The organism is Acidimicrobiales bacterium, from assembly GCA_041394245.1.
GTDB lineage: Bacteria > Actinomycetota > Acidimicrobiia > Acidimicrobiales > Aldehydirespiratoraceae > JAJRXC01.
The window spans coordinates 265,512-285,883 of the sequence record JAWKIR010000002.1; the positions used below are offsets into that span (position 1 = coordinate 265,512).

General features: G+C 68.9%; 17 protein-coding genes. 12 read left to right on the forward strand and 5 right to left on the reverse strand.

All coding sequences use genetic code 11. The features are described 5' to 3' along the window. Positions 1–3 precede the first annotated feature (3 nt). Positions 4–1,038: a phosphotransferase family protein gene (locus R2707_01425; GenBank protein ID MEZ5243728.1), complete on the reverse strand. Its 1,035-nt coding sequence runs from the start codon at positions 1,036–1,038 to the stop codon at positions 4–6. Positions 1,039–1,045: 7 nt separating this feature from the next. Beyond that, positions 1,046–1,945: a TIGR03620 family F420-dependent LLM class oxidoreductase gene (locus tag R2707_01430; protein MEZ5243729.1), complete on the reverse strand. Its 900-nt coding sequence runs from the start codon at positions 1,943–1,945 to the stop codon at positions 1,046–1,048. A 62-nt stretch (positions 1,946–2,007) separates the two neighbouring features. On the opposite strand from R2707_01430, the gene R2707_01435 reads away from it, so the two are divergent. Continuing rightward, on the forward strand, positions 2,008–3,603 hold the full coding sequence (locus R2707_01435) for an NAD(P)/FAD-dependent oxidoreductase (GenBank protein MEZ5243730.1): 1,596 nt from the start codon (positions 2,008–2,010) through the stop codon (positions 3,601–3,603). 9 nt (positions 3,604–3,612) lie between these two features. Here the strand turns inward: R2707_01435 and R2707_01440 are convergent, their stop codons facing one another. Further along, positions 3,613–4,863, reverse strand: a complete 1,251-nt coding sequence (locus R2707_01440) for a CaiB/BaiF CoA-transferase family protein (protein ID MEZ5243731.1) — start codon at positions 4,861–4,863, stop codon at positions 3,613–3,615. Positions 4,864–5,013: 150 nt separating this feature from the next. Between R2707_01440 and R2707_01445 the strand changes: the two genes are divergently transcribed. From R2707_01445 to R2707_01460, 4 genes are all read left to right on the forward strand, one after another. Further along, a complete protein-coding gene (locus R2707_01445) occupies positions 5,014–6,387 on the forward strand; it encodes a cystathionine beta-synthase (GenBank protein ID MEZ5243732.1) in 1,374 nt (457 codons plus the stop codon). After that, positions 6,380–7,546: a cystathionine gamma-synthase gene (locus tag R2707_01450; GenBank protein ID MEZ5243733.1), complete on the forward strand. Its 1,167-nt coding sequence runs from the start codon at positions 6,380–6,382 to the stop codon at positions 7,544–7,546. The genes R2707_01445 and R2707_01450 overlap by 8 nt, the downstream gene beginning before the upstream one ends. A 62-nt stretch (positions 7,547–7,608) precedes the next feature. After that, complete coding sequence (locus R2707_01455) at positions 7,609–8,892, forward strand: DUF1800 family protein (protein MEZ5243734.1); 1,284 nt, start codon at positions 7,609–7,611, stop codon at positions 8,890–8,892. A gap of 10 nt (positions 8,893–8,902) precedes the next feature. Then, complete coding sequence (locus R2707_01460) at positions 8,903–10,273, forward strand: DUF1501 domain-containing protein (GenBank protein MEZ5243735.1); 1,371 nt, start codon at positions 8,903–8,905, stop codon at positions 10,271–10,273. 28 nt (positions 10,274–10,301) lie between these two features. Here R2707_01460 and R2707_01465 read toward each other — a convergent pair whose 3' ends face one another. Beyond that, a complete protein-coding gene (locus tag R2707_01465) occupies positions 10,302–11,213 on the reverse strand; it encodes an LLM class flavin-dependent oxidoreductase (protein ID MEZ5243736.1) in 912 nt (303 codons plus the stop codon). On the opposite strand from R2707_01465, the gene R2707_01470 reads away from it, so the two are divergent. From R2707_01470 to purU, 7 genes are all read left to right on the forward strand, one after another. Next, complete coding sequence (locus R2707_01470) at positions 11,212–11,985, forward strand: ATP-binding cassette domain-containing protein (protein MEZ5243737.1); 774 nt, start codon at positions 11,212–11,214, stop codon at positions 11,983–11,985. The genes R2707_01465 and R2707_01470 overlap by 2 nt on opposite strands. Continuing rightward, on the forward strand, positions 11,982–12,749 hold the full coding sequence (gene fetB / locus R2707_01475; protein ID MEZ5243738.1) for an iron export ABC transporter permease subunit FetB: 768 nt from the start codon (positions 11,982–11,984) through the stop codon (positions 12,747–12,749). Before R2707_01470 ends, fetB begins: the two co-directional genes overlap by 4 nt. A gap of 60 nt (positions 12,750–12,809) precedes the next feature. Further along, positions 12,810–13,589 (forward strand): thioesterase family protein, encoded by a 780-nt coding sequence (locus tag R2707_01480; GenBank protein ID MEZ5243739.1) that lies wholly within the window; start codon positions 12,810–12,812, stop codon positions 13,587–13,589. 1,029 nt (positions 13,590–14,618) lie between these two features. Beyond that, positions 14,619–15,065 carry a hypothetical protein gene (locus tag R2707_01485; GenBank protein ID MEZ5243740.1) on the forward strand — a complete coding sequence of 149 codons (447 nt, stop codon included), beginning with the start codon at positions 14,619–14,621 and terminating at the stop codon, positions 15,063–15,065. A 29-nt stretch (positions 15,066–15,094) separates the two neighbouring features. Next, a complete protein-coding gene (locus tag R2707_01490; protein ID MEZ5243741.1) occupies positions 15,095–16,303 on the forward strand; it encodes a DUF222 domain-containing protein in 1,209 nt (402 codons plus the stop codon). Between the two features lie 9 nt (positions 16,304–16,312). Further along, positions 16,313–17,827: an amidase gene (locus tag R2707_01495; GenBank protein MEZ5243742.1), complete on the forward strand. Its 1,515-nt coding sequence runs from the start codon at positions 16,313–16,315 to the stop codon at positions 17,825–17,827. A gap of 4 nt (positions 17,828–17,831) precedes the next feature. Continuing rightward, entirely contained in the window at positions 17,832–18,680 is an 849-nt protein-coding gene (gene purU / locus R2707_01500; GenBank protein ID MEZ5243743.1) for a formyltetrahydrofolate deformylase, read from the forward strand. Positions 18,681–18,714: 34 nt separating this feature from the next. Here the strand turns inward: purU and R2707_01505 are convergent, their stop codons facing one another. After that, positions 18,715–20,349 carry a fumarate hydratase gene (locus R2707_01505; protein ID MEZ5243744.1) on the reverse strand — a complete coding sequence of 545 codons (1,635 nt, stop codon included), beginning with the start codon at positions 20,347–20,349 and terminating at the stop codon, positions 18,715–18,717. Between the last annotated feature and the right edge of the window lie 23 nt (positions 20,350–20,372).

A 20,372-nucleotide genomic window follows, 5' to 3' on the forward strand; every position in this document is an offset into this window, starting at 1 on the left:
CGGCTAGAGCGAGCCGCTGCGCAGGATTCGGTCGGCGGTCTCGATGAGGCTGTCGACGGCGTCGAGCGCGTCCGCGTTGGCCGTGCCCTCCTGATCGCCCATCGCTCCCGCAGCGAAGCGGACGCGCACGCCCTCGCTGATGGCGGCCAGGCGCCAGTGCTGGAACGCGACGTACCAGGGCAGGTCGGACACATCGCGGTCGGAGTGCTGCGCGTAGCGCTCGAGCATTTCGACCCGGGTGCCGAAGCCGTCGGCCCTCGTGGGGACATCGGCGATCCGGCCCCGAGCGGCCGGGTCGTCGCCCCACCACATCGCCATACCGGCGACGTCGGCCAGCACGTCGCCGAGCGTGCACAGCTCCCAGTCGAGCACGGCGGCGACCGTGCCATCGTCGGCCATCATGCAATTGTCCAGGCGATAGTCGCCGTGGACGATGCCGGCACCCTGCTGCGGCGGAATGGCGGCGACGAAGCGGTCGTGGAGATCCTGGAACAGCGGCATGTCGCGATCGGATCCCTCGTCGACCTGTCGCTTCCAGCGTCGTAGCTGGCGGGCGCAATAGTCCTCCTTGCGGCCGAGGTCGCCGAGCCCGATCTCGTCGGGATCGATCGCGTGCAATGCGGCGAGCGTGTCGGTCAGCGAGTTCGTCATCACCGGCCGCAGCGCAGGATCGACCGCCTCGCCGTCGGCGCGGTCGAAGATGATCCGCCCGTCGACGAAGTCCATCACGTAGAAGTCGGCGCCGATGACGGCCTCGTCCTGGCAGAGGCCGACGAGCGACGGGACGGGCACGGCGGTGTCCTGGAGCGCGGCCATGATCCGATGCTCGCGGGCCATGTCGTGGGCGCTGGCGAGTACGTGTCCCGTCGGCGGACGACGGAGGACGAGTCGGGTTCCGGCGGCGTCGACGACCCGGAAGGTCAGATTGGAGGCGCCACCGGTGATCAGCTCGAAGCCGAGTGGCACGACGAGATCGGGCCTGCGCTCGAGAATCCAGTCGGTGACCGGTCCCGGGTCGATGCCTCTGGGTGCGTTCATCGGTGCGTCAGGCCTTCGGGCTCAGCGCTTCCAGCAGCCGCCAGTCGGGCTGGCTGCGATCCTCGGTGTTGACGGGTTGGATGCAGACGTGCGTCGCGCCCGCGTCGTAGTGGGCCTGGATGCGCTCGGCGATCGCACTCTCGTCGCCCCAGGCCATGACGGCATCGAGGAAGCGGGGCGCACGCGATTCGATCTCGTCCTCGGTGAAGCCCAGCCGGAGCCAGTTGTTGCGATAGTTCGGGAGGGTGGCATACATGCCGAGCTGCTCTCGAGTCGCCTCGTGGGCGACGTCGGCGTCGGTGGTGAGCACGCACTTCTGTTCGACACACAGCAGCGCGTCGGGCCCCATGATCTCGCGGGCCTGGGCGGTGTGTTCGGGCGTCGTCCAGTAGGGGTGGGCGCCGGCGGTCTTCTCCGCAGCCATCGCGAGCATCTTCGGCCCGAGCGCGGCGAGCACGACGAGTGGTTCTTCGGCCGGTGGGATGGCCGAGTAGAGCGACGCATTCATCGCGTCGAGATAGGTGCGCATGGTCGACAGCGGCTTCTCGTAGGGCAGCTGCCGCAGCCCCTCGACCATCGGTGCGTGGGACACGCCGAGGCCCAGCACGAAGCGGCCCCCCGACAACTCGGCGAGGCTCATGGCCCCCTGCTTCATCATCCCCGGATGGCGCATGTGGATGTTGGCGATGCCGGTGGCGACGATCAGCTCGGTCGTCGCATCGAGCAGGGTGGCCGCGTTGACGAACGGATCCCGGCCGAGCGTGTCGGGGATCCAGAGGGCGGAGTAGCCCAGCGATTCGATCCGCGCGGCGGTTTCGCGGCTCTGCTCGGTCGTGAGCATGTCGGTGAAGTACCACACGCCGGTGGCGGAGAGCTTGTCGATGACGGTCGCGTTGGGAGTAGACACGCGGCCACCGTAGCCCGATGGCTTCTGGCGACCGAAGCCCGAACAGTGGCAACGTGGGATCCATGAGGGAACGGGTGGATGTGGTCGTCGTCGGCGCCGGGTTCGCGGGGCTCTACATGCTGCACGCGGCGAAGGAGGCCGGCTTCTCGGCCCGGGTGTTCGAGGCCGGGAGCGGAGTCGGCGGCACCTGGTTCTGGAACCGCTATCCCGGGGCCCGCTGCGACGTCCCGTCGCTCGAGTACTCGTTCGGTTTCGACGAGGCGCTCCAGCAGGAGTGGGAATGGACCGAGCGCTATCCGACCCAGCCGGAGATACTCCGCTACATCGAGCACGTGGCCGACCGGTTCGGGCTGCGCGACGGCATCACGTTCGACACGCGGGTGACGGCGGCGCACTTCGACGAGGCCGACGCGACGTGGACCGTCACGACCGATGGCGGCGAGTCGGTGACGTCTCGATTCGTGGTGATGGCCACCGGTTGCCTTTCGGCGGCCAACATCCCCGACATCGCCGGGCGCGACGACTTCGCCGGCGACACCTACCACACCGGGCACTGGCCGCCGGAGGGAGTCGATTTCACCGGCCGCCGCGTCGCCGTGATCGGGACGGGCTCGTCGGGAGTGCAGTCGATCCCGGTCATCGCCGCCGAGGCCGCCCACGTCACCGTCTTCCAACGCACCCCGGCCTACGCCGTGCCCGCCCACAACCGGCTGCTCGACCCTGCCGAGGTCGAACGGGTGAAGGCGGACTATCCGAACTGGCGCAACGCCGCTCGCGAAACCACGACAGGCTTCGGCGGCCACTTTCGCGACGACGATCCCGTGAGTGCGTTCGACGTCGACGACGCCCGCCGGGCCGAGATCTACGAGCAACGGTGGGAGTTCGGAGGACTGACGTTTCTGGGTGCGTTCAGCGATCTGCTCTTCTCGCCCGAGGCCAACGACACGGCGGCGGCCTTCGTGCGGGGGAAGATCGCCGAGATCGTGGAGGACCCGGAGCTCGCCGCCCGGCTGAGCCCCGACACGGTCATCGGCTGCAAGCGCATGTGTGTCGACACCGACTACTACGCCACGTTCAATCGGGACAATGTCGATCTCGTCGACGTGAGCGCGACTCCGATCGAGCGCATGACCCCGTCGGGGGTCGAGGTCGATGGCGTCGTCCACGAGGCCGACGCGGTCGTCTTCGCGACGGGTTTCGACGCGATGACGGGCGCACTCGATCGCATCGACATCCGCGGCCGCAACGGACTCCCCCTCCGGGAGAAGTGGGCGGCAGGCCCGCTCACCTATCTCGGGTTGCAGGTCAACGGTTTCCCCAACCTCTTCACGATCACCGGGCCCGGCTCACCATCGGTGTTGACCAACATGATCGTGTCGATCGAACAGCACGTCGAGTGGATCCGTGACCTGCTGGTGAGGATGGAAGCCGACGGGGTCGCTTCCGTGGAGCCCGAGCCCGACGCCGAAGCCGGCTGGGTCGACCATGTCAACGCCGTCGCCGAGCTGACCCTCTTCCACGGCTGCAGCTCCTGGTACCTCGGCGCCAACGTGCCCGGCAAGCCGCGGGTGTTCATGCCGCTGCCCGGCTTCCACGAGTACCGGCAGCAGTGCGATGCGATCGCCGCCGCGGGCTACGAGGGCTTCGTGCTGGCCTGAGCGGCGCGCTCAGCCGAAGGCGCCGGATTCCTTGAGGGCGGCGATCTCCTCGGGGGACTTGCCGAGCACGGTGGCCATCACATCCTCGTTGTGCTGGCCGACGGTCGGGGCCATCGTCGGCGTGGGGGGCAACGACCCGTTGACGTAGACCGGCAGCGGCAACTGCTCGCAGCCGACGGCTTCGGTGGGGTAGAAGCCCATCCGGGCCTGGAACTGAGGGTCGTCGCCGATGTTGGCCGGCGTGTTGACCGGGGCGATCGTGGTGTTGTGCTCGCTTGCGAAGTCGAGCCATTCCTGGCAGGTCTTGGTCTTGTAGATCGCCTGGAGTTCCCGCTGGAGTTCGGTGTTGCCCCGGGCGTGGTCGGCGTATTTCGAACCGGGCCACTTCTCGAACAGGTCCATACGGCCGACGCCTTCGCAGAAGTTCTTCCAGAAGGCCTGTTCGCTGGCCATGAACAGCACATGGCCGTCGGCGGCCTCGTACATCTGGTAGCGCACGCCCTCCCACATGCCGGCCAGGCCGGCGGGACGCCGCTCGTAGTTGTCGGACGGGTTGCCGGTGACCTCGTCTTCCGGGCGCATGTAGGCGCGCTCGGACTCGATGCGGTACCAGTCCATGTAGGCCGCCGCGTCGGACTGGGCCATCTCCATCTCGCAGCCCTCACCGGTCTCGCGGGCCTTGATGATGCCGGCGAGAATCGCCATCGCGCCGACCATCGGACCGACATTGATGCCGACATTCGGCATGTTCGGCGGGATACGCGAGAAGCCCTCGTCGTCGATGACGGGCTGGACGATGCCGGCCCAGGTGTCGTAGGCGATGCCGTGGCTGGGCATGTCCTTGTAGGGGCCGGTGGCGCCGTAGCCGGACAGTGTGGCGAAGACGATCTTCGGGTTGACCTTCTTGAGGTCTTCGTAGCCGAGCCCGAGCTTGGCCAGCGCGCCGGGCCGCATCGCCTCGACGACCACGTCGGCGGTGGCGACGAGTTCCTTGTAGATCTCCTTGCCCTCGTCGCTCTTGAGATCGAGGGTGATGCCCCGCTTGCCGCGGTGCGTGTGCAGGTGCAGGAGGGAGATCCCCTCGACGATCGGCCAGGTCATCTCGCGGATGTAGTCGCCGGCCGGCGACTCGACCTTGATGACGTCGGCGCCCAGATCGGCGAAGAACGTCGCCACGTGCCCCGGGCCGAGCAGGCTCGACTCGATCACGCGGACCCCGGAGAGGAGCTGAGAACTGTCGGACGCTGATTGTGGAGACACGGCTACCTCGGAGAAACCTGACGGACCGTCAGAAACTACCCGCAGGGAATGTCCCAACCGACATCCCGGTTGGGGACTTTCGTCGACCGGGGAAGTCGACCGCGACGTGAAAGACTCGGCCCGACGGCTGGATTGCTCCCGGGGGGACGCATGGAGATCTTCGACTCGGTACTCGACATGGTCGGGCAGACGCCGCTCGTGCGCCTGCGGCGCATGGGGGCCGATCTGCCGTGCCCGGTCGTGGTCAAGGCCGAGATGACCAACCCGGGCGGCTCCTCCAAGGATCGTGCCGCGATCGCCATGATCGATGCTGCCGAGCGCGACGGCCTGCTCCGCCCGGGCGGCACCATCGTCGAACCGACCTCGGGCAACACCGGCGTCGGGCTCGCCATCGTGGCTGCGCAACGCGGCTACAAGTGCGTCTTCGTCATGACCGACAAGGTCGGTCGTGAGAAGGTCGATCTGCTGCGGGCGTACGGTGCCGAGGTGGTCGTGTGTCCCGTGGCTGTCGCCCCGGACGACCCGGCGTCGTACTACTCGACGGCAGAACGGCTCGTGAAGGAGATCCCCGGCGCCTACCGGCCGAACCAGTACCACAACCCCGCGAATCCCCAGGCCCACTACGAGTCGACCGGGCCGGAGATCTGGCGCCAGACCGAGGGCAAGGTCACGCACTTCATCGCCGGTGCCGGCACGGGTGGCACCTTGAGCGGTGTCGGCCGCTACCTCAAGGAGCAGAACCCCGACATCAGGATCATCGCGGCCGACCCCGAGGGCTCGGTCTACTCCGGCGGGTCGGGGCGGCCCTATCTGGTCGAGGGTGTGGGCGAGGACTTCTTCCCCGACACGTACCACGCCGACCTCGTCGACGAGACCGTGCCGGTCAGCGATCAGGACTCATTCCTCACCGCGCGGGCCGTCACCCGCGAGGAGGGCCTGTTGATCGGCGGATCGGGCGGCACCGCGGTCAACGCCGCGCTGAAGGTCGCGGCAGGGTGCGGGCCCGACGACCTCGTGGTCGTCCTCGTGCCCGACAGCGGCCGGCTGTATCTCTCGACGGTGTTCGACGACGAATGGATGGCCGGATACGGATTCGTGCGGACCGACGGTCCGGTCATCGCCGACGTTCTCGAATCCCGGCGTGAGGGCGTGCCCGAGTTGCTCTACGTCCAGCCCCATCAGACCGTTCGTGAGGCTGCGCAGATGATGAGTGAACACGGTGTCTCACAGCTCCCGGTGGCCAAGAACGACATGCCCCTCGCCGCCGCCGAGGTCATGGGGTCGGTCAGCGAGCTCCGTCTCATGGACCTGGCGTTCGACACCGACGCGGTGCTCGACAAGACCGTGGAAGACATCATGAGTCCGAAGCTGCGCACGATCGGCAGCGGCCAGCCCGTCGCCCTCGCCGTGGAGATGCTCGAAAGCTGTTCGGCACTGCTGGTGCTCGACGGCGGCCGGCCCCGGGCCGTGATCTCGTCGAGCGACGTGCTCGCGTTCCTCTCGAAAGGTGCCTTCCATGGCTGACGACGTGTTCGCCGACGCCGAGGCGTGGGGTTTCGAGACCCGTGCCATCCGGGCCGGTCAGCCCCACGACCCCACGAGTGGTGCCGTGGTGACACCGATCTCGCTGGCCACGACCTTCGTGCAGGAGGACGTGGGCGTCCACCGCGGCTACGAGTACTCCCGCACCGGCAACCCGACCCGGTCGGCGCTCCAGGCCTGCCTCGCCTCGCTCGAGGGTGCGGCCCACGGCCTCGCCTTCGGCTCCGGTATGGCTGCGGAGGACACATTGCTGCGCACCCTCGTCCCTGGCGACCACATCGTGCTCGGCAACGACGCCTACGGCGGTACGTTCCGGCTGATCTCGGCCGTGCTCGCGCCCATGGGCATCGAATGGTCGGCCGCCGACCTCACCGACCCCGCCGCGCTCGCCGCGGCAATGCGCCCGTCCACCAGGGTGGTGTGGGCCGAGACCCCGACCAATCCGCTGCTCACCGTCATCGATCTGGCGGCGACCGCCGAGGTCGCCCACGCCGGTGGCGCACTCTTCGTGGTCGACAACACCTTCGCCACGCCCTACCTCCAGCAGCCGCTCTCGCTCGGAGCCGACGTGGTCGTCCACTCGACCACCAAGTACTGCGGCGGCCACTCCGATGTGGTCGGCGGGTTCCTCGCGCTCAACGACGACGCGCTGGCCGACCGACTCGCCTACCTCCAGAACGCCATCGGCGCGGTGGGAAGCCCGTTCGACAACTACCTGACCCTGCGGGGACTCAAGACGTTGGCGGTGCGGATGGACCGCCACTGCGAGAGCGCGGAGGCGATCGTCGAGTTCCTCCAGGGCCGCAGCGAGGTCGCCGAGGTCCGCTACCCGGGTCTGCCCGAGCACCCCGGCCACGAGGCGGCGGCGCGACAGATGAAGAGGTTCGGCGGGATGGTCTCGTTCCGCGTCGCCGGCGGCAAGGACGCGGCGATGCGGCTGGCCGCGAGCACGCGGGTGTTCTCGCTCGCCGAGTCGCTCGGTGCCGTCGAGTCGCTCATCGAGCATCCTGGAGCGATGACCCACGCCTCGGCGGCGGGCTCACCGCTCGAGGTCCCCGACGACCTCATCCGGCTGAGCGTGGGCATCGAGTCCCTACCCGACCTGATCGGCGATCTCGCCGACGCGTTCGATCGGCTCTGAACCGTCGACGCTGCTGACGGTGCCTTCACACTCTCCACACATTCCCCGTCGATAGTGGGGGCGTGAGTACGAACGGCACCACCACCCGAGACGAGGTCGCCTGGCTCGCCCGACGGGCGGCCTGGGGCCTGCGTCCCGGCCAGCTCGACGAACTCGAGGCACTCGGCACTGCGGCGGTCGTCGATCTCCTCGTCGACCCGGGCGGCAACGGTCTGGTTGAGGAGCCGTCGCCGTGGGCGGGGTTCGACTATGTCGACGAGCCGGGGGAGCGGGCCCGCCAGGGCCTGGCCGTGCTCAACTCGTGGCTGGGCCACCTCGTGACCACCGAGCGGCCATTCGAGAACACGCTCGCCTGGTTCTGGCACGATCACTTCGCGGTGTCGTACGCCGTCGTCAACCACCTCCCGCTGCTGCTCGACCATCTCGACCTCCTGCGCAACTCGGCGTTCGGTGACTTCCGCACCCTGATCCGCGACGTCACGACCGACGGGGCGATGCTGATGTTCCTCGACGGCGCGACATCCACCGGCGCATCGCCCAACGAGAACTACGGCCGCGAGCTGCTCGAGCTCTACACGCTCGGGATCGGCAACTACACCGAGGACGACGTGAGAGCCGCCGCCGTCGCGCTCACCGGCTGGGTCGTCGCCCCCCGCCTCGGCTACGACGTCCGATTCGTGGAACGACGCCACGATCCGACACCGCAGGATTTCCTCGGCGTGTCCGGGGTCAGCGGCGTCGACGCGGTGGTCGACGCGGCCGTCGCGCACCCGGCCGTGCCCGGCTTCATCGCCGGCAAGCTCGCCGCCCATCTCCTCGGCGGGGTCGACAGCGCCACGGTGACCGCGCTGGCGACGACGTTCGCGGACAACGACCTGCGGATCGGCCCGCTGTCGAGAGCGGTGCTCGAGGCGGGCCTCGACGGGCGGTCGACACCACAGGTGACCGCACCGGTGCCCTGGCTCGTGTCCGTCCTCAAGGCGACGGGTGCAGAACTCCCCGGCAACACCGCGCTCGGCCTCCTCCGCCAGATGGGCCAGGTCCCCGGGAACCCGCCCAACGTCGGTGGCTACCCCGGCGCGAGCACGTGGCTGGCGTCGTCGGCGACGGCCGGCCGTTTCACCGCGGCGAACCTCATCGCCCGACTGACCCCGGCCGACGCACCGACGCTCGTCGCCGCAGCCGATCGCGACTACGACCTCCTGGCCGACCTCCTCCTGCGCCCGGGAGGGTTCTCGACCCCGACCCTCGATGCCCTCGACGGCCTGTCGTCGACGGCCGCACCCCGCCCCGGCGAAGCCGTCCTCGCCGTCGCCCTCGCTTCGCCCGACCTCCTGATCCGCTGAGAGGCCCACGATGACCGACGACCCCACGCCCGATGCCCACTCCGGTCGACCTCCCGTGTCCCGCCGCGTGTTCCTCGGTGCCGCCGGTGGCGTCGCCGGCGCGGCGGCGATCGGCGGCGGTGTCTGGGCGGCGCTGATCCGAGCGAGCGTCGAAGACTCCGCCGGTCGTGCCTCGACGACCAGCACGACGACGACCAGCACCATGACGACGGCGGCGTCGGCGTCGACCACGACGCTCGCCGGTGCGCCCGGCGTGCCCCACGGCGAACGCGTGCTCGTCGTCGTCGAGATGGCCGGTGGCAACGACGCGCTCAACACGCTGGTCACCGCCGACGGGCGCTATCGAGACCAGCGTCCACTGCTTGCGCTCGCCGAGGGCGACCTCGTCACCCTGTCCGGCACCGACTACTCGCTCCATCCCTCGCTCGCCGCGCTGGCGCCCCACTGGGATGCCGGCTCGATGGCCGCCGTTGCCGGCGTGGGCATGGAGCTCCAGAGTCGTTCGCACTTCAAGGCGATGGACACCTGGTGGTCGGCGCTGCCCGGTGGGTTGTCGCAGACAGGCTGGCTCGGGCGATGGCTCGACGCGACGCTCGAGGGCGAGAACGACCCGTTGCGGGCGATCGCCCTCGGCGGCGGGAGTCCCGCCCTTCGCGGCGTCGACACGCTCGCCACCGTGGTCCGTTCGCCGGCGACGTTCACGCTGCGCACCATGGACGGTGTCGACAACGACGCGCTGGTGGCTGCGTTCCTCGCCACGTCGGAGCCGCTCTCGGGTGTTCCCGAACTCGCGGCCGCCCAGTACGCGATCCCGTCGACGCTGTCGGCGGTCGATCTGCTCGCGTCGGCGTCAGGCGACACCGATGAGGCCGACGACACCCTGGGGCTCGCCCTCGACGGTGGCAACACCGTGACCGACCTGCTGCAGACGGCGGCCGGCATCATCGATCTCGGCATCGGCACCCGCGTGATCACCGTGGGCATCAGCGGCTTCGACACCCACGCGAACCAGGCCGGGAACCATGCCGCCCTGCTGGCCGATGTCGGCGACGGGATCGCCGGGTTCCTCGCCCGGCTCGAGGCCGACGGCAACGCCGATCGGGTGATGGTGGTGACCACATCGGAGTTCGGGCGCCGTGTCGCCGAGAACGGCTCGCTCGGAACCGACCACGGTCAGGGCGGGTGCCAGTTCGTGTTCGGGCCCGAGGTCGTCGGCGGGCGGGTGATCGGCGGCTACGACATGGCCAACCTGGTCGAGGGTGATCTGCCGACGGTGGTCGACACCCGCTCCGTCTACTCGGCCGCCCTCGACTGGCTCGGTGGCCCGACCGACGAGATCCTCGACGGTCCCCACGACCGCCTCGGGCTGCTCTCCACCTAACCAACCACTCGTCGCGCGGGGCAGACGTTCAGGTCTGCAACGGGAGGGCCGCCTGGGCCAGTGCCTCGAGTTCGGATCGCCAGTCGTCGGGCTCGGCGAAGGGGAACAGTACGAACTTCGACGCGCCCACCGACAGGTACTCGTTGACCAGGGCGACGATCCGGTCGTGGCTCGTGGCGACGACGTCGCGTGGGTCGGCATCGGGCTTGCGGGCGGCGACCACCGCCGCCAGTGCCTCGGGCACGTCGCGCTCGCCGTCGCCGGGCAGGTAGGGGATGAGCACGCCGTAGTGCTCGGGGTCCATCGTGCGGCCGGCGCCCGCGGCGGCCTCCTCGATCACCGCGATCCCGTCGGCGACATGGTGGGGAGTGGTGAACGACGCCAGCCAGCCGTCGGCCAGGCGCCCGGTGCGGCGCAGTTCCGACGGCGCCTGACCGCCGAGCCACACCTCGAGCGGGTCCTGGATCGGCTTGGGGAGGACGTTCGCGCCGTGCACCGTGAACCGTTCGCCCTCGTGGTCGACGTCGTCCTCGGCCCAGAGCCGTCGCATCAGGGGGAGCGCCTCGTCGAGCCAGGGTGCGCGTTCCGTGCGGTCGACCTGGAACGCCTGGTGCTCGGCCGTGTTGGCGATGCCGAGTCCGAAGGCGGGGTGGCACCGGCCGCCCGAGACGACGTCGAGGCTGGCGAGCATCTTGGCCATGAGGATCGGGTTGCGGCCCGGGAGGACCGACACCGCAGGGCCGAACTTCAGACGCTCGACCCGGCCGGCCACGTACGACATGGCGACGATCGGGTCGAGTTGCGCGCTGTTGACCCGTTCGGGAAACCAGATCGAGTCGTAGCCGAGACGGTCGAGGTCGTCGACCACCGAGCCGAACCCGCCGGGCGTCGCCAGGAGGCCGGGAACTGCGCCGATGCCGTATCCGATGCGAACGTGCATGGCGTCAGCGTTGCACATCGTCGGGTACCGCCCGCGGCTGGGGCAGAGTGTCGGCATGTACGAGCGAGGGTTCGAGCTGCGGGGGGTGTGGGTCGAGGGATCACCCCGGCCCCGGCTGGCGGACGTCGACCTCGACATCCCGGCCGAGGGAATCACCGTGCTGGCCGGGGCGTCGGGTTCGGGAAAGAGCACGCTGCTCCGCCTGCTCAACCGTCTCGACGTCGTCGATGCCGGCACGATCACCTGGCAGGGCACCCCGCTCGAGGAGACCGACGTCCTGCTGCATCGGCGCGAGGTCGGCATGGTGTTCCAACATCCGACCGTCGCCCCCGGCACCGTCATCGAGAATCTGCGGCTCGCCGCCCTCGACCTCGACGAGGAGAGTGCCGCCGACCTGTGCACCCTCGTCGACCTCGACCCCTCGTTCCTCGATCGCGATGCGACGGAGCTGTCGGGTGGCGAGAAGCAGCGGGTCTGTCTCGCCCGGACGATCGCGACCGGCCCGGCGGTGATCCTCGCCGACGAGCCGACCTCCTCGCTCGACCCCGCCGCGACCGACGCCATCGAGCACCTCGCCCTGCGCTTCGTCCACCCCGACAGTCCGATGCCGATCGCGTGGGTGTGGGTCTCCCACGACCCCGCTCAGGTACGCCGACTGGCCGATCGGGTCGTCGTGCTGGGCGAGGGCCGGGTCCTGGCGACCGGCAACGCCGTCGAGCTCACGGATCACGACGACCCAGAGGTGCGTCAGGCCGTGGGAGGCGTGCGATGAACCAACCGCTCTCCGACATCGGTCTCGGCGGCCTGGCCATCTCCGGCATCCTGATCGGGGTCGCGCTGGTGCTGTCGCTGGTGCGTCGCCTCGGGCTCGAGAAGGATCTGCTCGTCGCGGCGACCCGTGCGCTGGTGCAGTTGCTGATCGTCGGCTTCGCGCTTCGCATCGTGGTCGACGACGACGACCCGCTCGTGTTCACCTGGATCTGGGTCGTCCTGATGGCACTGGTGGCCGCCTGGACGGTTCGCCGCCGTGCTCCCGAAGTGCCCAACGTGCTCCCGCTGTCGCTCGCCGCCTTCGCGGCGGCGGCGGTTGTCAGCCTGGGGGTGCTGTTCGGGCTCGGCGTCTTCGAGCCGACCGGTCGGGCCATCGTTCCGGTGGCGGGGATGATGGTCGGCAACTCGATGACCGCGACCGTGGTGGTCGCCCGGCGCATCGTCTCCGAGGCGAAGGACCACCGCGACCTGATCGAGGCGCGTCTCTCGCTCGGGCTCTCGTCGCAGGACGCCTTCGCCCCTCACCTGCGAGAAGCGCTGCGAACGGCGCTCATCCCCCAGATCGAGACGACCAAGACGGTGGGCCTCATCGCTCTGCCCGGCGCGATGACCGGCCTGATCCTCGCCGGCGTCGAGCCGGTCGACGCCGTCCGGGTGCAGGTTGCGGTGATGTATCTGGTCCTGGGCTCGGTCTCCACGACCGCCGCGGTGATGGCCATCGGGCTCACCCGCGGCCTCTTCACGAGCGACCACCGGCTCGCCTGATCGCACGGGACGTCGGCCGGAAAGTCGGTGAGGCGCCTGCGGCTCCGTAGCCTCGCAGCCGTGATCGAGGCGATCTTCATTCCCGACGGTGATGTGCTCGTGCCCCAGCCGACCGCGGCCGGCCCCTGGTTCCCCGGCGTGCAGCACGGTGGCGCGGTCACCGGCCTGATGGCCCGGGCGATCGAGCAGGCACCGGCCGCGCAGCCGATGATGCTCACCCGCATGTCGGTCGACATGAGCCGCAAGGTGCCGATGGGCCCCACCCGGGTCATCGCCCACGTGCTGCGTGACGGGCGCCGCGTGCAATCCCTGGCGTGCGACTACGAGGTCGACGGCGAGATCGTCGGCCGGGCCACGGCGATGCGGATCCGCATCGACGACACCGTCGTGTCCGACGATCAGTTGCCCGACCCCTGGCCGGAGGACGAACCACCGGCGGGCCCCGAAGGTCTGCCGGAGATGGACATCACGGTGCGGGGAGCGGACTTCGTCCACAACTTCACGATGCGCCGCCAGGAGGACGTGCCCGGCCGTTCGATCAGCTGGCTGCGGTTGAACGTGCCGTTCGTGGCCGGCGAGGAGACCAGCCCGATGACCTTCGCCGCCGCGGCCGCCGACATGATCGCCAGCGCCGGCAGCATCATGGACTTCGACAAGTACCTCTCGGTCAACCCCGACCTGAGCATGCAGTTCCATCGTGTACCCGATGGGCCGTGGATCGGACACCAGTCGCTCGTGCGGGTCTCGCCCGGCGGCTTCGGCTCGACCGATGCCCAGCTGTTCGACACCACGGGGTCGATCGGTCGTTCGATGAAGAGCCTGCTGATCGACCCACGCTGAGGATCGGGCTACGTTCGGCGGCCATGGCCAGCTCCGCAACACGCTCCTCTGACAAGCCGAACATCGTCCTGATCAACTGCGACGACCTCGGCTACGGCGACCTCGGCTGCTACGGCTCGGATGTCCACGACACGCCGGTGCTCGACCGGTTGGCGGCCGACGGGATGCGGCTGACCGACTTCTACGTGGCCTCACCGGTGTGCACGCCCTCGCGGCGCGTTGATGACCGGCTGCTACCCGTCGCGGTTCGGGTTCGACTCGTTCAGCGGCGTGCACGTGCTCTTCCCCGGCATGCGATACGGCCTGAACCCGGCCGAGATCACGATCGCCCGCATGCTGAAAGACGCCGGCTACGCGCGACCCAGATGGTGGGGAAGTGGCACTGCGGTGACCAGCGCGACTTCCTCCCGACCAACCACGGGTTCGACTCGTGGTACGGCCTGCCCTACAGCAACGACATGGGTCGGCAGCGCAACGACATGCCCAAGGAGATGCGCGAGGGCATGGAATCGTTCCTCGGCATCAAGCTGCAGGACGGCGACTACCCGCCCCTGCCGCTGATGCTCGACGACACGGTGCAGGAGGAGCAGCCCGACCAGGCCGCACTCACCGAGCGCTATCTCCAGGAGTCGGTGCGGTTCATGCGGGAGAAGAAGGACGAGCCGTTCTTCCTCTACTTCGCCCACATGTACGTCCACCTGCCCATCTATGTGCAGGAGCGCTTCGCCCGTGAGTCGCGCAACGGGTCCTACGGCGCGGCCGTGCGCTGCATCGACTGGGCCCTCGACGTGTTGCTCCACGAGCTCGATGCGCTCGGCCTCACCGACGACACGATCGTGATCTTCACGAGCGACAACGGCTCGCTCGCCCGACCGGGCGAGGGGAGCAATCTCCCGCTGCGGGCCACGAAGGGCACGACGTGGGAGGGCGGTCAACGGGTGCCGTGCATCGCTGGCCGGGGCGCGTGCCGGCGGGGGCGACCTCCGGCGCCGTCGCCACCGCGATGGACTTCCTGCCCACGTTCGCCGAATGGTGCGGCGCATCGGTGCCCGCCGATCGCACCATCGACGGGCGGAGCCTCGTCCCGCTGCTGGAGGGGACGATCCGTCGTCGCCCCACGAGGCGTTCTTCTACTACCAGGGCCCCAACCTCGAGGCCGTACGGGTCGGGAAGTGGAAGCTGCACGTGGCCAAGACGTCGATCTTCGGTGGTGGCGACGTCGACATGCGGGAGCTCTACGACCTCGAGACCGATGTGGGGGAGACGACGGATGTCGCGGCCGAGCACCCCGACGTTGTCGCCGAGCTCCTGGTGCACGTCGAGCGGGCCCGAGCCGATCTGGGTGATGCGGTGACAGAGACGGTCGGTGCCGATCTGCGGCCCGTGGGGGAGGTCGACGACCCCGTGCCGCTGACGGTGTGGAACCCGGATCACCCGTACTACATCGCCGAGTACGACCTCGGCGATCGCGGGTGAGTGTCATACCCCCTCAGTAGTTTTCGTGTATGGGTTTGGCGGAGTTGGATGATCTGAGTGAGGCGATACGGCTGGCGGCGAAGGTCGACTTCGCGGGTCTGGCGGGGGTCGAGGTCGAGGCGTCGGCGGTGGTGGTGCAGCGGTTGAAGGCGCAGTTGGCCGCGTTGGAGGCCGAGGTGGTCGGGGCGTACGACGCGTCGATGCAGTGGGCGGCAGGGCAGCATCGTTCGGTGAAGGTGGCGTTGCGGCATCGGTGCCGGATGCATGGCGGTGAAGCGTCGTCGGTGGTGTCGCTGGCGCGTGCGTTGCGCTCGATGCCGGGCACTGCGTTGGCGCTTTCGGATGGGGTGATCACGGCGAATCATGCCCGTCGGTTGGCGCGGGCGGCGTCTCGGCCGGAGTTCGCCGAGGCGGAGGCGTTCCTGCTCGCCAAGGCGGGGTCGTTGTCGTTTCGAGATTTCGAGCGGGCGGTGGCGTATTGGGAGCAGGTGGTCGACGAGGCCCGCCGGGGCGACGACCCCGAACCGCCCGATCCGCGTGAGGTCAACCGGGAGGCGCACGTGTCGACGACGCTGGCCGACATGGTCCGGGTCGATGCGTGGTTGGATCCGGTCGGTGGTGCCACGTTCGCCGAGGCGCTGCGCCGTATCGAGAGCGAGTTGTTCGACGCCGATTGGCAACAGGCCAAGGCCGAATACGGCGACGCGGTCACCGTTGATCGTCTGTGGCGCACCCCGGCGCAGCGCCGCGCTGATGCGTTGGTGGAGATGGCGGTGCGGGCGTCGACCGCACCGGTCGGCGGGGCCCGGCCACGGCCGTTGGTGATCATCCATGCCGACATCGACACGTTCACGATCGCCCTGTCGAACTATCTCGGTGTCGAAGGCCCGGCCCCGGTCGGCGGCGTGGAGCGCTTGTGCGAGCTCGACGACGGCACCGTCATCTCACCCACCCGCATGATCGAACAGGCGTTGGCCGGCCATGTCCGCCGACTCGTGTTCGCATCACCCGGCGTGATCCTCGACTACGGCCGCACGCAACGGCTCTTCACCGGCGCCCTACGAGAGGCCGTGTGTGCCAGAGACCGGGTCTGCGACCACGACGGCTGCGACATCCCGGCCCGACGATGCGAGATCGACCACGTTCAGCCCTGGGACCACGGCGGCCACACCAGCCACCACAACGGCAAAGCTCGCTGCAGCTTCCACCATCGGAACCGGAAACCCAGACCCGGCTAACGTCGCCGCATGGTCGATTCCCCCTGGGCAGGCGATGCCTGCTCGCTCGTCGACGCGTATCGCTCCGGTGAACGCTCGCCGGTTGAGGAGCTCGAAGCATCGCTCGCCGCAATCGAGCGAAGTGATCTCAACGCGTTCGCGTACCTCGACCCCGATACGGCGCGGGAGGCGGCGCTGAGTGCCGATGTGGCGCTGCCCTTCGGCGGCGTGCCGTTCGGGATCAAGGAGCTCGAGCAGGTGAAGGGGTGGCCCTACACCGAGGCGTCGCTGATCTTCAAGGATCGGATCGGGGCCTACGACACGACGATGGTCACGAGGTTGAAGGCTGCAGGGATCGTCCCGGTGGGGTCGACGACGGCCAGCGAGTTCGGCGGGCTCAACGTCAGTGTCACCAAGATCAACGGGGTCACCGGCAACGCGTGGGACCCCACCCGCAGCGCCGGCGGGTCGTCGGGCGGCAGTGCGAGTGCAGTGGCCGGCGGGCTGATTCCGCTCGCCTGTGGCGGCGACGGTGGCGGGTCGATCCGCATCCCCGCCGGCTACAACGGGCTGCTCGGGATGAAAGGCACCTACGGCCGGATTCCGCGCGGCCCCCACACGTCGCTCAACCCGCACACCGTCGTACTGGGCTGCCTCGCCCGTTCGGTGCGAGACGCAGCCCGTTACTACGACGTGGCCGCAGGTCACGACGCCCACGATCCGACCAGCCTTCCCCGTGTCGAGGGATGGGAACGCAATCTCGGGACCCATGACCTGCGCGGCCGGAAGGTCGTGATCGACCCGACCCTCGGCGGCATCGCGATCGACGACGCGGCCCGCGCGGTGGTCGAGGCGGCCGCCGACCAGCTCGTCGCCGAGCTCGGGTTGATCCGGGTCGACCTGCCGGTCGAGATCCCCCGCATGGGAGGCGAGTGGATGATCGGCAACATCAGCAGCCTCTACGGCGAGATCGAGCACCTCTGGCCGGGTTGCGCGGCCGATCTCACCGACGAGATCAGGGTCGCGATCCAGCTGTCGGAGAACCTGCTCAACATGCGCGTGGCGGCGGCCGCCGAGATGGCTCGACGCGAGGCCAACGAGGCGATGGCGCGGCTGTTCGACGAGGTCGACTTCGTCCTCACGTCGACCAACCCGGGGCCTGCATTCGCGGCCGATGCCGGCATGAGCAGCGATGCCAAGACCTTCATCGACTACGCCCGGGGCAGCGCACTGATCCAGAAGGCCTTCAGCGGGGTGCTCAAGACGGCCCGTGCCGTGAGCGGGGTGGCCCCCAGGACGCCGCAGCGATTGCTCGCCGCCGGCACCAAGGGGTCGCCCGAGTTGCTCGACATGGGCGCGCTCACCATCCCCGCCAATCTGTCGGGCAACCCGGCGATCTCGATACCGGCGGGCGATGTTGGCGGCCTCCCGATCGGCCTCCAGGCCATCGGCCGTCATCACCAGGATGCGCTCCTGCTCGACCTGGCGCTCCACGTCGAGCGCGAGCGGCCGTGGCCCCTCGTCGCGACGAGAGCCCTAGCCTGACCAGGTGCCGATCCACGTCCTGACCCTGCAGTGCCCCGACCGCAAGGGCATCGTGGCCGCCATCTCGACCGCCCTCGTCGGACTCGACGCCAACATCCTCCAGAACGCCGAGTTCAGCGACGCCGCCACGGCGACGTTCTGCATCCGCACTCGCTTCGAGGCACCCCTCGACGACGCCGACGCGATCGCCGACCGGCTCTCGGTGACGGCATCGGCGTTGGGCGGCGAGCTGCGGGTCCGGCGCGAAGACGAGCGGCGTCGGGCGCTGATCATGGTGTCGAAGTTCGACCATTGCATGCTCGACCTGCTCTACCGGCACCGCAGCGGCGATCTGCCGATCGACATCCCGATCGTGGTGTCGAACCATCCCGATCTCCGCGAGATCGTGGAGAGCCACGGCGTCGCCTTCGAGGAGATCCCCGTCACGAAGGACACGAAACCGGAGGCGGAGCGGGCCCTGGCCGACATCGTGGACCGCGACGGCATCGATGTGGTGGTGCTGGCCCGCTACATGCAGGTGCTGAGCGACGACTTCTGCGGTCGGTATCCGGCGCGGATCATCAACATCCACCACTCGTTCCTACCCGGGTTCAAGGGGGCCAAGCCCTACCACCAGGCGTGGGACCGGGGGGTGAAGCTCACCGGGGCGACCGCCCACTTCGTGACGGCCGACCTCGACGAAGGGCCGATCATCGCCCAGGACGTCGAAGCCGTCAGCCACCGTCACGCGCCGGAGCAGATGGTCGCTCGCGGCCGGGATGTCGAGCGTCGAGTGCTGTCCGAGGCGGTCACCGCGTTCGCCGAGGACCGCATCTTCCTGCTCCCCAACGGGCGGACCGTTGTATTCGAATGACGTTGTATTCGACTGAGCGGGCCCGAGTCGAGCGTCAGCGCAGCTTCACCGGGGTGGTGACCTCGGCGTAGAAGTCGTTGCCCTTGTCGTCGACCACGATGAAGGCGGGGAAGTCCTCGACCTCGATCTTCCACACGGCCTCCATGCCGAGCTCGGGGAACTCGAGGACCTCGACGCTGCGGATCGAGTCCTTGGCGAGACGAGCGGCGGGGCCGCCGATCGAGCCGAGGTAGAAGCCGCCGTGGGCGGCGCACGCCTCGGTCACCTGGCGGGAGCGGTTGCCCTTGGCCAGCATGACCATCGAGCCACCGGCGGCCTGGAACTGTTCGACATAGGAGTCCATGCGGCCGGCGGTGGTGGGGCCGAACGAGCCGGAGGCGTAGCCCTCAGGGGTCTTGGCCGGACCGGCGTAGTAGATCGCATGGTCCTTGAGGTACTGCGGCATCGGCTCGCCGGCGTCGAGACGTTCCTTGATCTTGGCGTGGGCGATGTCGCGGCCGACGACGAGGGTGCCGGTGAGCGAGAGGCGGGTCTTGACCGGATACCGGCTGAGCTGGTTGCGGATCGCGTCCATCGGCTGGTTGAGATCCACCTCGATGACCTCGGTCGAGAGCTCGTCGTCGGCGGCTTCGGGAAGGAACCGGGCCGGGTCGGTCTCGAGCTGTTCGAGGAAGACGCCGTCGGCGGTGATCTTGGCCCGGGCCTGGCGATCGGCCGAACACGAGACGGCGATGCCGACCGGGTTGGAGGCGCCGTGGCGGGGGAGTCGGATCACCCGGATGTCGTGGCAGAAGTACTTTCCACCGAACTGGGCGCCGATCCCGAATTCGCGGGTCTGCTCCAGGATCTTCTGTTCCCATTCGAGATCGCGATAGCCGTGGCCGGTCGCCGCGTCGCCGGTTGTCGGGAGCGCATCGAGATAATGGGCCGAGGCGAGCTTTGCCGTCTTCAGGTTGAACTCGGCCGACGTACCGCCCACGACGAGGGCGAGATGGTACGGCGGGCAGGCCGAGGTGCCGATGGCCCGCAGTGACTCGTCGAGGAAGTCGACGAGCGACGTCTCGTTGAGCAGGGCCTTGGTCTTCTGGAAGAGGAACGACTTGTTGGCCGAGCCGCCGCCCTTGGCCATGAACAGGAACTCGTAGGACGACCCGGGCTTCGTGTAGAGCTCGATCTGGGCGGGCAGGTTGTTGCCGGTGTTCTTCTCCTCGAACATCGACAGGGGAGCGAGCTGGGAGTAGCGCAGGTTGGTCTGGGTGTAGGTGTCGAAGATGCCCTTCGAGATCCATTCGGCATCATCGGCGAGGGTCAGCACCTGGTCGCCCTTCTTGCCCATGACGATGGCCGTGCCGGTGTCCTGACACATCGGGAGCACGCCGGCCGCGGCGATGTTGGCGTTGCGCAACAGTTCGGTCGCCACGAAGACGTCGTTCGGCGATGCTTCCGGGTCGTCGAGGATCGAGGCGAGTTGTTCGAGATGTTCGGTCCGCAGATAGTGGGCGATGTCGTGCATCGCTTCGCGGGCGAGCATCTGCAGGACCTCGGGGTCGACCTTCAGCAGCGTCGTGCCGTCGACGTCGACGGTCGACACTCCAACCGTCGGGAGGAGACGGTATTCGGTCGTGTCGGGGCCGACGGGCAGGAGATCGGAGTAGGCGAACTCGGTCATGGCTTCACGGTAGTGGTCGCTAC

Bases quoted from the DNA above. Each gene is read 5' to 3' on its own strand.
- R2707_01490 (MEZ5243741.1), top strand. From the start codon at position 15,095: ATGGGTTTGGCGGAGTTGGATGATCTGAGTGAGGCGATACGGCTGGCG.
- R2707_01460 (MEZ5243735.1), top strand. From the start codon at position 8,903: ATGACCGACGACCCCACGCCCGATGCCCACTCCGGTCGACCTCCCGTG.
- R2707_01485 (MEZ5243740.1), top strand. From the start codon at position 14,619: ATGGTGCGGCGCATCGGTGCCCGCCGATCGCACCATCGACGGGCGGAG.
- R2707_01425 (MEZ5243728.1), bottom strand. From the start codon at position 1,038: ATGAACGCACCCAGAGGCATCGACCCGGGACCGGTCACCGACTGGATT.
- R2707_01465 (MEZ5243736.1), bottom strand. From the start codon at position 11,213: ATGCACGTTCGCATCGGATACGGCATCGGCGCAGTTCCCGGCCTCCTG.
- R2707_01435 (MEZ5243730.1), top strand. From the start codon at position 2,008: ATGAGGGAACGGGTGGATGTGGTCGTCGTCGGCGCCGGGTTCGCGGGG.
- R2707_01470 (MEZ5243737.1), top strand. From the start codon at position 11,212: ATGGCGTCAGCGTTGCACATCGTCGGGTACCGCCCGCGGCTGGGGCAG.
- R2707_01495 (MEZ5243742.1), top strand. From the start codon at position 16,313: ATGGTCGATTCCCCCTGGGCAGGCGATGCCTGCTCGCTCGTCGACGCG.
- R2707_01445 (MEZ5243732.1), top strand. From the start codon at position 5,014: ATGGAGATCTTCGACTCGGTACTCGACATGGTCGGGCAGACGCCGCTC.
- R2707_01505 (MEZ5243744.1), bottom strand. From the start codon at position 20,349: ATGACCGAGTTCGCCTACTCCGATCTCCTGCCCGTCGGCCCCGACACG.
- fetB (MEZ5243738.1), top strand. From the start codon at position 11,982: ATGAACCAACCGCTCTCCGACATCGGTCTCGGCGGCCTGGCCATCTCC.
- R2707_01450 (MEZ5243733.1), top strand. From the start codon at position 6,380: ATGGCTGACGACGTGTTCGCCGACGCCGAGGCGTGGGGTTTCGAGACC.